The sequence below is a fragment of the Peribacillus sp. TE19612 genome, assembly GCF_056279465.1.
In genome coordinates, this window is sequence record NZ_JBWCCL010000015.1 from 68,088 (window position 1) to 81,789 (window position 13,702).

At 40.2% G+C, this 13,702-nt stretch carries 10 protein-coding genes; 4 read left to right on the forward strand and 6 right to left on the reverse strand.

Translation table 11 applies throughout. The annotated features are described in order from the left end of the window. Positions 1–143: 143 nt before the first annotated feature. Positions 144–605, reverse strand: coding sequence for an SLAP domain-containing protein (locus ACZ9AO_RS22395; protein ID WP_251540617.1), 462 nt, complete (start codon positions 603–605; stop codon positions 144–146). Further along, positions 602–2,980, reverse strand: coding sequence for a preprotein translocase subunit SecA (secA, locus tag ACZ9AO_RS22400; RefSeq protein WP_476110538.1), 2,379 nt, complete (start codon positions 2,978–2,980; stop codon positions 602–604). The genes ACZ9AO_RS22395 and secA overlap by 4 nt, the downstream gene beginning before the upstream one ends. A 256-nt stretch (positions 2,981–3,236) precedes the next feature. Between secA and ACZ9AO_RS22405 the strand changes: the two genes are divergently transcribed. Together ACZ9AO_RS22405 and ACZ9AO_RS22410 are read left to right on the forward strand one after the other, a co-directional pair. Continuing rightward, positions 3,237–4,661, forward strand: coding sequence for an alkaline phosphatase (locus ACZ9AO_RS22405; protein ID WP_476110540.1), 1,425 nt, complete (start codon positions 3,237–3,239; stop codon positions 4,659–4,661). Between the two features lie 59 nt (positions 4,662–4,720). Further along, a complete protein-coding gene (locus tag ACZ9AO_RS22410) occupies positions 4,721–4,936 on the forward strand; it encodes a hypothetical protein (RefSeq protein ID WP_476110542.1) in 216 nt (71 codons plus the stop codon). A gap of 55 nt (positions 4,937–4,991) precedes the next feature. On the opposite strand, the gene ACZ9AO_RS22415 is transcribed toward ACZ9AO_RS22410, so the two are convergent. From ACZ9AO_RS22415 to ACZ9AO_RS22425, 3 genes are all read right to left on the reverse strand, one after another. Next, a complete protein-coding gene (locus ACZ9AO_RS22415) occupies positions 4,992–7,061 on the reverse strand; it encodes a SpoIID/LytB domain-containing protein (RefSeq protein ID WP_476110544.1) in 2,070 nt (689 codons plus the stop codon). A 323-nt stretch (positions 7,062–7,384) separates the two neighbouring features. Continuing rightward, on the reverse strand, positions 7,385–9,391 hold the full coding sequence (locus tag ACZ9AO_RS22420; RefSeq protein WP_476110546.1) for a penicillin-binding transpeptidase domain-containing protein: 2,007 nt from the start codon (positions 9,389–9,391) through the stop codon (positions 7,385–7,387). A 154-nt stretch (positions 9,392–9,545) separates the two neighbouring features. Further along, complete coding sequence (locus ACZ9AO_RS22425) at positions 9,546–10,982, reverse strand: magnesium transporter CorA family protein (RefSeq protein ID WP_251540634.1); 1,437 nt, start codon at positions 10,980–10,982, stop codon at positions 9,546–9,548. 463 nt (positions 10,983–11,445) lie between these two features. On the opposite strand from ACZ9AO_RS22425, the gene ACZ9AO_RS22430 reads away from it, so the two are divergent. Beyond that, positions 11,446–11,589: a hypothetical protein gene (locus ACZ9AO_RS22430; RefSeq protein WP_153246105.1), complete on the forward strand. Its 144-nt coding sequence runs from the start codon at positions 11,446–11,448 to the stop codon at positions 11,587–11,589. A 28-nt stretch (positions 11,590–11,617) separates the two neighbouring features. Here ACZ9AO_RS22430 and ACZ9AO_RS22435 read toward each other — a convergent pair whose 3' ends face one another. After that, positions 11,618–11,935, reverse strand: coding sequence for a hypothetical protein (locus tag ACZ9AO_RS22435; protein WP_034315725.1), 318 nt, complete (start codon positions 11,933–11,935; stop codon positions 11,618–11,620). 547 nt (positions 11,936–12,482) lie between these two features. On the opposite strand from ACZ9AO_RS22435, the gene ACZ9AO_RS22440 reads away from it, so the two are divergent. After that, the gene (locus ACZ9AO_RS22440) at positions 12,483–13,376 is read left to right on the forward strand and encodes a helix-turn-helix domain-containing protein (RefSeq protein WP_048681463.1); all 894 of its coding nucleotides are present in this window, start codon (positions 12,483–12,485) and stop codon (positions 13,374–13,376) included. Positions 13,377–13,702 lie beyond the last annotated feature (326 nt).

Sequence of the window (13,702 nt, forward strand, 5' to 3'; positions counted from 1 at the left end):
TGCACACAGAAAATGGCATAAATATTTGGTGCTACTGACTTCCCTTATAAACAAAAAACCTTCATCACTAAAAGGATGAGGGCTTTGCTTTGGCACTCCGGCAAAAAGCTGCCGATTGCTTCTAGACTCATGCAGTTGTTTTTCTACTTTCTCTTCCATTCAAAAGCAATCTTCCAACCTTCATCAGGAATCGATTCCGCCAAAATATCACCTTCCTCGAACAAGAAACGCCATGGCATGCATGAAAGTGCTGGAAGCTCACCAAGCTCTGAAAGATCGAATGTCTTTTTTGCGAGGAATTTTCCATCTCCATCAACTAACAGTAAATCCACGATATCAAAACTTACAGCTTTCTCTATTGAACTTCGCAGAAAAGCCTCTATGATGACATCATCTTCCACCCTAGTCAGCTTGATGCCGGATATTGAAATTTGGTTCGGTTTTAATGCAGGCAGCCTTTGATGGTGGAATTTATATACATATTCCTCTTGCTTGGAAATATCCCACCCCCTGTGAAACATCAGGACAGTATGAACGGTGTCATCATGATTTGCTAACTTAGGTACATCTGAAGCTGCATTATCCCTTTTTCCAAATAAACTCATCGTTCCTCCCCCTCCAAAGAAGCTGCATCTTGCTGATTGCTTTTCATATATTCCATAAAACGGATGCTTATCTCCGCCTCAATTTTACTTAATAGAAGGTTGAATTGACTGAGAGCTGCTTTTTCAAACAACGCATATGGGTCCTGCTGACCATATTCACTTAAACCAATGCCTTCCTTCAAACTGTTCATTTCATCTAAATGGTTCATCCAATTTGTATCGATGTGCTGCAGCATGAAAGCGCGCAACTGGTTTCCCCATTCTGCATCGTCTTGAAAGATCACCAGTCCCGATTCCCATTCAGCTAAAGCCTCCAACACCCTTCCTTCAATTTGGCCTTCTATATCCTTCAAATCACTTTCCTGCCAACCTAACGACAGCAAAACAAAGGTTAGCTCTTCAATTAAGGCAGAGGAGTCAGGCTCCGCTATATGTTCACGATCATATTTCACTGTGAGGCGAGTAATGTATTTTACGATGTAGTCAAGTAAAATGGCCGACATCCGTTCAGGCTCCATATCAAGAACCCGATCTCTCATTGCATAGATGATTTTACTCTGCTCATTTAATGCATGTTCCAACTTCAATAAGTGATATCGGCTTGATTGATGCATCTGCTCTACCGTTTCCTGAACCATTTTAACGAATTTATCGGGTGCAGGGCCCAGCACCAACCCATTTTCATCCGTTTTGATTCTCTTGATATAACGTCCCATTTCTTCTTCATCATAGTAATTAAACAAATCATCTTCCAAAGAAATGATGAATTGTGTTGAACCAGGATCACCCTGCCGCCCGGAACGTCCTCTTAACTGCATATCGATCCGACGGCTTTCGTGTCGCTCCGTCCCGATAATATGAAGGCCGCCCAATTCCTTGACATCATTCCCAAGTAATATATCCGTTCCTCTCCCAGCCATGTTCGTAGCCAGCATCACTTGTTTTTTTTGGCCGGCATTCGCAATGATCTCCGCTTCATCCTCTTCCGTCTTCGCATTAAGGATTTGATGTTTAATTTTCCGATTATCCAGTTGAACCGAAATTTTTTCAGATTGCTCAATGGAGGTCGTCCCGATTAGGATAGGTCTGCCTCCATCATGAATCCTTTTTACTTCCGTGACGATTTTGTTGATTTTGCTTGTTTCATCTATATAAAGCAAATCAACCTCATCCAGTCGAATAATAGGCTCATTAGTTGGAATTTCAATGACGGGGAGCTGATATATTTCCTGGAATTCAGACTTTGATGGCATGGCACTCCCTGTCATCCCAGACATTGAATGATATAATCGAAAATAATTTTGAACGGAAATCATAGCCTGTGTTTCATTCTCTTCGGAAATCTCCAATCCCTCTTTTGCCTCAATGGCTTGATGTAGCCCGTCACTGAAGCTTCGCCCTTCCATCACCCTGCCTGTGAATTTATCGATGATTGCAATCTTTCCATCGAAGACAATGTAGTCCACATCCAATTTCATGATTGCCCGCGCTTTCAGCGCCTGAGTAACATTATGTAATAACTCTTGATGCTCCATTCCATACAGATTGTCGATGCCAAAGGCCTCTTCAATCTTGGAAGCACCTTGATCCGTGAAGAAGGCGGACCTTGACTCGATAGAAATCTCGTAATCATCCTTTTCTATAAATGTCTTCATGATTTGCGCCGTGATCTGGTGAAGCTCGGTTCCGTCGTTTGCCCTGCCCGCAATGATTAATGGTGTCCTCGCTTCATCAATCAAGATGCTGTCAACCTCATCGACAATGGCAAATCGGTGTCCTCTTTGAACCTTGTCTTCCCTTCGATAAACCAGATTATCACGCAAATAATCAAAACCGAACTCTGTTGCCGTCCCATACGTGATATCTGCCGCATATGCTTTACGTTTCGCGGAAGGTCCCATTTGGGAAATGTTCAAACCGACCGTCAAACCTAGAAATTCATGAATTTGTCCCATTAACTCTTTATCACGTTTGGCCAAATATTCATTGGCCGTAATAATATGCACACCGTTACCGAACAGTGCATGTAAATAGCTAGGCAATGTAGAGACAAGCGTCTTCCCCTCGCCCGTATTCATTTGGGCAATGCCCCCTTCACTCAGGACAAAACCGCCTGCAAGCTGAACATCATGTTGCCTAAGATTCAATACTCGCTTGGAAGCCTCCCTCACGACCGCAAAAGCTTCGGCTTGTATATCCAAAATATTATCACCAGCATCCAAAATGCTTTTAAATCTATTCTTCATTCCGCTTAATTCCAGATCTGAATATTTTTCATATTTACCCTCTAGCCGATTCACTTCTTCTACCAACTTATAAATTCTCTTCAAGTCTTTAGAACCTTCTTTGAAGAACTTTTTCATACTGGATAGCATAGGGTTTTCTCTCCTATTAATTCAATTGACTTTTAGTGAAATTATATCAGTTATGTATTTACTGTTTATAAATTATCGCCTTCATATTGTAATTATATAGAAATTCTTTATTTTTTTGAAAGACAAATTATACAAAAACCGACTTGATGCCGCTAACCATGCTAAAAAGATTAGTTCCATCCTGAATATCAGGGAGGGGTTTTTTTATCGATTTAAACAAATAATAGGAAGACTTTCACCCAATGGAGGATTTCAGATGAATAAGACATCCAGATATAAACTCGTACAGCCACACCGCTTTGGATTATTCGTTCTTATAATTTTCTTTATTAGCATGAGCTCCCCTATTCAAGCAGAAACAAGAAACACCCCCAAGAATGTCATATTGCTGGTTGGCGACGGCATGGGGCTAGGGGCAATAGAAATTGCCCGGCAATTGGAATATGGAAAGACAGGTGTACTACATTTGGAAAAACTGGAGCATGTCGCCCTGATGCGCACCTATTCCGCCAATAATTACGTCACTGACTCGGCAGCAGGAGGGTCGGCGATTGCCACTGGTATAAAAACCAACAATGAATCAATCGGTGTCGATGCCAATGGTTCCGAGGTGGATAGTGTATTGGATGCCTTTCAGAACAATGGCAAAAAAGTCGGGATCATCTCAACCAATATGGTAGTCGATGCCACACCCGCTGCCTTTGGTGCAAGTGTGCCTAACCGCTGGACAGGTGGCGCAAATATCGCGAGGCAGCTCTTTGATAACAAGATTGACGTCATTCTCGGAGGTGGTGCCAGCTATTTCGAGGCGGATAAGCAGAATGGCGAGGATTTAATCGCCAAATTTAAACAAGCTGGCTATGGGATTACGACGACTAAAGAAGAACTTAGTTCCATTAATAATCCGGCAAAACTTTTAGGATTATTTCACCCTACCTATATGAATTTTAAACTGGATAAAGAAGTATTACATTCCCAAGAGCCATCCCTCCCCGAAATGACATCCAAAGCGTTGGATATTTTATCCTGGGGTGATAAGGGATTCTTCTTGATGGCCGAAGGTGCGCGTATTGACCATATGGAGCATGCAGCCGACATCACTGGAATATGGAAAGAAACCATCGAATTTGACCAAACCGTAAAAGAGGTTGTAGATTGGGCAAAAAATCGAAATGATACGTTGATCGTTGTACTTGCAGACCACGAAACAATGGGGACCTCCGCTTCTGAAACAATGGATATCACGGCATTGAAAAAAATCAGGGTTTCATCTGAATATATGTCCAAACAGCTTACATTCGATAAAAATAATGAAATCAATCCAGAAAGTGTCGTTTCCACATTCAAGAAGTATGCACATATATCCCTTACAGATCAAGAAGTCGATCAATTCATCGATAACGTAAAAAAGAATAAAACGCTTGTCTATCCAAAGCATCAAATCGATTGGGAAATCGGTAGCACCATCGCCAGGCACCATAAGGCGGGCGTAGCTGATCGAAGCATACGGGCGGCCAGTTCCACAGGAGGACACACAGCCAATATGATTCCCGTTTTCGCCTCCGGTCCAGGCAGTGAAGCCTTTGATGGAGTCATTGAAAATACCGATATCTCAAAAATCATCACAAAAGCCGCCGGCGTTCCGTTCACACCCGGTCAGCATAAAACAAAAGAGGAATGAATGCATTCATTCCTCTTTTAAGATTCTCATTTTTTGATTAAGGTCCGTTAACTCAAGTTATGGCGAAGTTTGCGGGTATTACTCGTGAATTTGCAGCATTTACTCGTGAGTTTCCGCCTTTTACTCGTGAATTAATGCATTTTACTCGCGAGTTTCCGCCTTTTACTCGTGAATTTGCAGCATTTACTCGTGAGTTTTCGCCTTTTACTCGTGAATTAATGCATTTTACTCGTGAGTTTGGGGCATTTATTCGTGAGTTTGATGAAGAGTCTTGATGCCAAACCAAAAAAATAGAGCAAAAAAAGACGCCATGATTGACGTCCTGCTCATTCATTTTTTTATATGTTTTTTTAATACATACCCAATTTGGCTTCCCTTTTTCACTTTGTACCACTCATCTTGTTGAGCCAGGATCGTTACAGATTGGTCCCTGTATAGATTCCCAACCGTTTCAGAAGATGCATTTCTATTTTCTTTAATATATAATTCGCTCGCTGTCACTATTCCCATCGTTTTCCTAATCGAGATTTTCGTTGAAATGGTTTTCTGATTGTCACTCTTATCCTTAGCTGAGATTGTCACCGTAAATATGCCGCTGGACATATTTTTGAAATCCCATGTTGCGGATTGCCTGCCTTTACTGAACGGCCTTTCAGAAAGGATACCGACAACCTTCCCTTTACTGTTCTTAATTTCCACTGTTACATTAGCGTTTTCATTAATTATATATGTTATGTTCGCTTGCTCGGTACTATAGTCGCCCGATGTTTTGACTTCGGTGATTTTCGGTGCCGACGTATCTTTACTGATCTTAATCGGCATTGTTGCCAAACCTTCATTCCCGTTGCGGTCCATTGCTGATATTTCTGCTTCATATGTACCGGTACTCACCGCTGTTGTGTTCCAGATTGCTGAATGGGTACCCTTTTTCATTGTTTGGTCACGGACTGGGGTAGCTATAGATTTCCCTTTACCATCTTTAATCGTAAGTGTTACCACAGTATCTTCTTTTAGGGAGTATGTGATTCCAACCTCATCTTTGGCATGATCCGTTTGCGCTTTCATGCTTACTGAATTCGGTTCTGCCTTAGCGACAAGATCCGTTTTAAATCCAGCGCCTGGTCCATATTCCCTTTCTATAGTTGTGTCAGGATAATAAAATCCCAAAATATCCAGATAGGATTGTCCTGCTTCCGCTCTGTTTTTCGCCCCAAACTGACTTAGCCCGACACCATGCCCATATCCTGATCCTTTAATAGAAATTTTGGGGTGATCGGAGGATGAATGGTCAACCAGATAGCTTTTCATCACCTCTTGCCCCACCATGCCCCTGATTTTGGAAGCTGATACATTAGTAAGCTTAACCGTTTGCGGCAAAAGCTTTCCCCGGTCATCAACGAGGTCCCTTACATAGAAATTCAATTGGATGGAGCCTTTCGTTACACGGCCTCCCGTTTTCTCATCTGAAAATGTTAACAAGGGAATCTTCGTTATTTTAATATCTTTCTGCGCATATCCATTATTCTTCAGCCAAGCCTTAAGCTTCGGCACAACCGTTTTATCTTTTTCCTCTACACTAGTCCACCATTCTTCCGGTTTAGATAAGTCCATTTTTGAAAGGTCGATTTGCTGCTTGTCCAGCGTTATCTCCCAACTGGTTTTCGGATCATAGAAATCTTCTTTTATAGATAAATATGCAAGGGGGTTGCCACTTGACCAAACATTTGAATTCGATTCGGTCATTCCTCCATTGCTTGAGGAAAAGAACGCTTCGATTATTTCGCCATCATGCTTGATTACCATGCCCTTCGTCTGCTCAATGGCTGAATTAGTTCGATAGTGACCGGCAGCCCCGCCATATACTTGGTAAGAAACCGTATCATCAATTATTGTGGATTGATGGCGAAGTGCATAGGTCCGGGCGGCAATCGCCTGTGCTTTTAAGGCTTCGGCATGCCATAGTGCAGGCATCTCCAGCGGGACGACGCCCTTTAGGTAATCTTCCATATAAACAGTATTGATCGGCCGGATGTAACCGTCCTCCGCTGTAAATGAAAATGAGCCTTGATACGGACGGCCGTTTATGGATAATGAAGAATCAGGTTTAACTGGTATTACCTTAAAAGAAGCATAAGATCCCTTTTTCTTAGATCCTTTGTATACGGCAAGTTTAGCCGACTCTACTTTCAAAGTCAGATTTTCCCCTGCCTTTATGAATATCTCTCCCCCTGATGTACGGTAGTCACCAGTTGCCGTTATTTCGGCGCTGGTTCTATTGCCCAAATAATTCTTCAGTTTCACTTCCATCGTTGAATTTTCTTCTGCTGCCGTCGCTTCATGAGAAGGAAATGCAAAAAAAGTGATAAAGAAAACGATAAACAAATACTTTAATCTTTTCATTACTTTTCATCCTCATTCCCATTCTATTCATCTTTCAAGGGTTTTTGAATTAATCCTATTCAATCCATCGGCATGTGGTAACATAACGGCCTGGATGATGTCACTCTGTAAACATCATGATTTCAGGACGTCCCTAGTATACTAGCAAGTTATTGAACTCCCTTTTTACATTCTGTATGCACGACCCATTCTCCTTCAAATCCAGCTTCATTGCCGCCATAAATTAGAATCCACAACCAAAATAAAGCAGGACATGGAAGAAGCCAATGTCCTGCTTTTTAATGTTAAATGCTTGCCCAGTTCAAGATGGGTGACTTTTTTCTTTACTTCAAATACTTCTTCAACACCGGTTTCATTTGATCGACAACGACATGGCTGCCGCCTCGTCCTTTTACATCTTCCATCATCCATGCCATGAGAAGTTCCGGGTCTTCTGTGTCCATGGCAACAAACCAGCCGTTTTCTGTTCCGTCCGCGTTTTTGGATGCCTTGATTTCAGCAGTTCCCGTTTTGGCAGCGATTTTGATGCCAAGATCAGCTATTCCATGTCCGCTTCCCTTAGGATGCTCCACTACTTGTGTCAGCATCTTGGTGACCTGATTCGCTTGGTCTGCTGATATCGCATTTTCTTTCCATATTTTCTTTTCTATTTTATCTCCTGTTATTAAGAAAGGTGCAGGAATGTTTCCTTCATTCAAGAAGGCTGAATAGGTCATGGCGAGGTGGAGCGTGCTCATTTGAACTTGCGCTTGACCATATCCAGCATCTGCCAATCTCCCCTCACTGTCGATCTTGCCGATGCTCGATGCTTTGATCGGATAATCATAATTCAAAGACTCATCAAATCCGAAAGCCTTGAGTCCATTCGTGAATTTTTCCTTTCCAAGCCCGAGAGCTTTTTGGGCAAAGTAAATGTTGTCTGAATAAATTAAAGCCTTTTCCATATCGATCGGAACACCAGGGTCCGAAACCCTTGTAATGGAATGATCTTTCCATGTCGATTTGGCCCACGTTTTCCCTTGGATATTGATCGACCCTTTCGGATCCACACCATTTTTCAAGGCGATCGCCGCAGTGAGGGCCTTAATGGTTGAACCAGGTGCATACGTCGAACTGAAACGGTTCAGAAGTGGTTTTTTCGGGTCTTCTTCAAGCGCTTTTTGTTCTGCTTTCGTTATTCCGAAAATATATTTATTAGGATCGAATGACGGACTTGAAACAAGTGCAAGCGTTTCGCCTGTCTTCGGATCTATTGCCGATGCCGATCCAACTTCGTTCTTATATTGCTTGAAAATATCCTTTTGAAGCTCGGCGTCGATGGTCAATGTAATTGTTTCTCCCTCTTCAGCAGGCTTTTCAGCAATCACCTTTTCTTCGCCATCTTCGGTTTTAATGAAGATTTTACCGCCAGGTTTGCCTTTAAGCCGCGCTTCCAACACTTCCTCAAGACCTCGCTTGCCAATAACATCACTTGCGGTATATCCTTTTCCTTTCAATTTCTCCAGATCCTCGGCCGATGCCTCACCGACATATCCGATTAGATGGGCAGTGGCCTCTTTATACGGATATATGCGCTCTTCCGTATTATTGACAGATACCCCGGCAATGCTCAATAGCTTTTCCAAAGTTTCGCTATTATCATTTGACATTTTCTTGATGGGCACGAAATAGCTCGGCTTTACCCATGTTTGTTTTAATTTCTGATTCACTTCGTCAGTGGACATGTTGAGGATTCCAGCGACCTTTTTAACCGTTTCGGTTTCGTTGGCCATTTTCTCTGGCACGATTCCCACTTCTGCCACCGTTCCATTCATGGCGAGGCCGCGTTCATTTCGATCGACAATTTCCCCGCGAATGGCTGGATACGATTCAACCGATACCTTCTCACCAGCTTCCAATTGAGGGAATATGTAGCTCTCATCCCACTTTATGTACCAATTTTCTTCCTCGCCTTCCCCTTCCTTGACAAGTATCGCTTTATGGTCAGAGCTGACAGCGCCCGCCATAGTGGACATATCAACGGTATATGCAAGGCTTACCTTCTCTCCATCTTTATGATCTTTTTCTTCTTTTGGCTGTTTATAGTCCACCTTTAATTGGTCGGCTTCAATCCCCGTATAGATTTTTTCATAACGCTTCTCAAATTCATCCGCACTGATTTCTTTCCTTGTCTCAGGTGACAGATACTCGTACATCTTCGCAAAATCTTGTTTATTCCAAAGCTTCGTGTATGCCGCAAAGCGCTCTTCCGGACTTGGCTCATCCGAGCAACCGGCCAGGAACAATACGCTCATCAACAATAAGCTGGAAAATAAAGCTAGTTTCTTCATGATTTCCTCCTAATGAATAGTTAGAATGATATACCTATAGTTTAGCAAAATATTAGGGAAATGGGGGATTTTGCATGCTGAATTTCTTCACTTTTCTAATTAACCATGTTTTTTCTAAAACAAAAGTCCCGTACATCGCGTACAGGACTTTACTTTAAAGCATTCTTTTTTTTCGGCTTTTTTTCTCTTGCAGCCATTTTTTCAGGAAGATGAAGCCGAGGATGGCTGAAATGATGAGTCCGCTTGTCGTTACAATGACAGCTACCCATTCGTATAAGCTGTAATCCATATACGCTTTCCATGGTAATTTCCCTTTCCAATCTTCAATATATAGATTCATTCCGAATATCCCGGAGATCACCGTATAAATCGTTAGTATCTGCAAAAGATAATTACTTCTTTTCCCAGACAGTTTATCCTGATTTTGATAAAGGTAGGAAAGTGTTTCCTTCACTTCACTGTAGAGAGGGGCAATCCTGAAGGTTTCATCCGTTTTTTTGAAAAGCTCTTTACCGATTGCCGTACTATTCACTTCAGTGAATAAGTACTTTGCAGAAAACTGAGTGATCATGAAAATCAGCTGTTCTGTATCCGATTGATCTTTTTCCACATCAATCTGGGAATGTTCATGAGCCAATTTAAGCAGTACGATCTTATAATAGAAGAAAAGCAACAATGTATAAAAATGCTGGCCGTACATTTCGCTTGCCAGTTCTTGTTCCAGTTTACCTGTCGCTTTCGTGACACACGCGAAATGATACATGCTAGTTACATAATAGGTTTCCTTGCCCCACCTGTCATATACCCTTTCTTGATAATACTTTTCTATATAATCAGGGTTTAATGCGCCTATATATGGCTCACCATCATTGTCATACCCGTTCAGCTCACTGATCCGGAATAAATCATTTTTAGAAATATCACGATTCTCAGGGAATGCCGTATAACTGATCACATACATTCTTTCATCAATGAAAAAGGGCAAACTCCCAAAATAGGTCGGATCCGCTTGTTCTTCATCCATATATTCCTCAATAGGCGGTAACAGTTCATTGAAGATGAAATCCTTCACTTGTTCATACTGATTTTCCCGGCAGCCAACTTTCGTTTTTTCTTCATCATCAGCAATCGGTTCGAGGATTCTAAATGTATCACCAAAATAGAGCACATCATTATGTGAAAGCCCTTCAGGTAAAGTAACACGAAGATTCATCATGCCGATATGAAATGGGCATATGAAGATATCTATAGAGTTAATAATAAATGGGGTATTTAGATAGGGTGATTCGAAGGTACAATCAATATCCAATTTTTTCGTGAAACGCCGCAAGCCTTCCTTCTGTTTTGCATGACCCGGAAATAAAATCGGCTCGATGTATGGCATGAAGTACTTTTCCAATTTACGGTGTGAAACTTTATGGCCGCCGTAAAATTGATTTTGTTGTTCCATATCTTTCAAGTTCAAAAAAACGAAATTGTCCTCAAGCAATTTTTCAACAAACTTTTCAATCATTTTTCCTTCAAGTGTAAAGGGAAAAATGAACTGCTGGAAAGTTCGCTTCGTGGGATCATTCTTCACTTTCACATCCATAAAATATATTCCTCCGATTAAACTGCTATAAACACAGGTTTAATTCATCTTGATTCTTATATTTACCCATGTATATACAAACAAAACGAAACATAATATAGAAATAAAGTGGACAAATTATCCAAAAAACAAAAAGATCCCCCAAGCAAGTGCTCGGGGGCCATCGAAAAGAGTTCTTCAACCCTCTTCACTTTAGGGTACTAGAAACTGATGTTTCTAATGAAAAATCCGATATTCGGACCATTTTAGCATTTTTTTAAAGTATGATAAAACACGAAATTCCTCCATATTTAGGCTTTACCACTTATTATCATCTAATTAATCCTTATATGCAGGGATTGACAGATGAAAATATAACTCTAGGAATAATTACAAGATCTTTTTGTTCATTATTCCCTTTATGAGGAAATCACGTTTTAATTAAAAAAAAATGGGTAAATAAAAAATGCAAAGGAGAGACATCATGAAATCCGATAGAAATAAACAACACTTTAAATTTTTTGAAAGAACAAATAACGCTAAACCAAGTGAAAGGAAACAATTGAGCGATTTCATCAAAAAGAAAATGAATGCTCAAAACTCTCATTTAAATGGTAAAAACTCATGACATATGGGATGTCATGAGTTTTTATCGTTTAAAATGCGATTTCATTTCCCTGAAGGTTGTGCTTCACACATTTTTTGATACCGATTACATTCAAAAAATGTTTAATTTTCTTCATTGAGGTTGCCTGATATTCATCGGCAATGGAAAACTCTTTAATATAGGCGATTTTTTCTTGGACATCTGTATCTATATGATCTTGGCTGTATTCTTTTTCATCTGATTTTTGGCATGTGTACACCACAGCTTCACCAATATTCCTTGTTGCCTTATCAAAATAAAAAGAAAACACAATGGCACATTCATCATCGTAAAAAGAGGGTTGAACTTTCATATTAATATCAATCATTAACCTTACACCTCTCTCCGTTTTGTTATTTACACTATAACAAAATCATTAAAAGGAAATAGGCGTTACAAACTACCCTCACGTTTCTTCCACACCTACCAAATGAACCTTACACTCCCCATTCATAGATAATTATAACTACAGGAATATGCGCAAAAGAATAATCAACCAAAAATGATAATAAAAAAACATCTTCAATTGAAGATGCTTGAATCAGTTATAGTAAGCTTCATTTACTTATTTATATAAACCTGGAAGTTCTGCGTAAAGGCCTGGTAATTCGCTTGGGACAATAACAAAAGCAGCGATGATAAGAAAAGATACGACTAATGCTTTAGTACTTTTTTTCATAGGTCATTCCTCCTTTTCTTTTAAAAAAATATTGGTTAAAATAGAAATAAATTCTATAGTTATATTTAACCACACTTCTTAAAACCATATATTTCGACTAAAGAATCTATTTAAACCGTTCAGGACCTGTACATACCGCTTTCACCGATTTTTCATAACAAAATATAACTCTAGGCATATTTTAAGGAGAATCAAAATGGATTTTTTTGCAGTTGGACAAAAGATCAAAGAACTACGTAAACAAATCGGGCTTTCCCAGGAAGAGTTGGCAACCGGTATTTGTACACAAGCACAGATCAGTAAGATTGAAAAGGGCGATGTCTATCCATACGCATCTACTCTCTATTTAATTTCCCAACGTTTAGGCGTTGATGTAAACTATTTTTTCGATATCGGAATGACCCCTAGGCTGGATTACGTGGAAGAAGTGATTTATCAATTAAAAATAGCCAGAAGAACCCGAAATTATGAGGAAATGCAGCAAATTGTAAAGGCTGAGGAAAACAGTCCCCTCTTTCTTCAGAATAAAAAGAATCATCAATTGATTCTTTGGCACAAGGGAATATACGAATATGAAAAAAATAAAGATTTAGATAAAGCCATCGATTTCATTAATCAGGCCATAGCCATTACCCATACGACAGACAAAATTTATTCGGAACGGGAGCTTGAAATCTTAAGCAGCCTTGGTGTAATGTATGTAGCCGAAGAACAGTACGAAAATGCATTCGCCTTGTTACGGAAAGCTTTAGATCACTTGAAAGCCCTGCCCTTTTTGACGGATAAAACGCTTAAGACACGTCTATCCTATAACTTCGGCAGAGTGTTAACACGCCTGGTTCGATACGAAGAGTCCATTGCCTGCTGCCAAGATGCCATAAAGTGGTGCCTCGAACATGACCAATTATATGCTTTAGCGGATTTACATTACCATTTAGGGTATAATTTTGAACTAGTAGGTAACTTTGAAGAGGCAAAAGAGTACTTGGAAAAGTCAGCGTTTCTATTCAATTTACAAAAAAATCATACCTTTGTTACATTCATCAACAAAAAGTTGGACAGTTGGAAGAATGAAATGAAAATTAACTAATTTCATATTTTAGAGCCATTCCCGCGGGAATGGCTCTTCCCATTAACAAGAATATGTATAATCACACACTCATCATTTTCAAAACCTCTATTCTACATTTTAAATTCCAAGCCAAAATGAAGTATAATAAAGAGATGCTTCAAAAAACGCACATTAAAAAAAGGGTTCCGGCCCCTCATCACTTAGTTTTGTGGCTAATGAGGATGAAGGATTCCTTGCATGTTCATCGTGAATGCCGGTTATTCCTGTTTATATCCGAACCGCTTATATTCAAGCGGATTTTTGACGATATTGACTTTTACAGGGTATTTATGAATATAACGGCA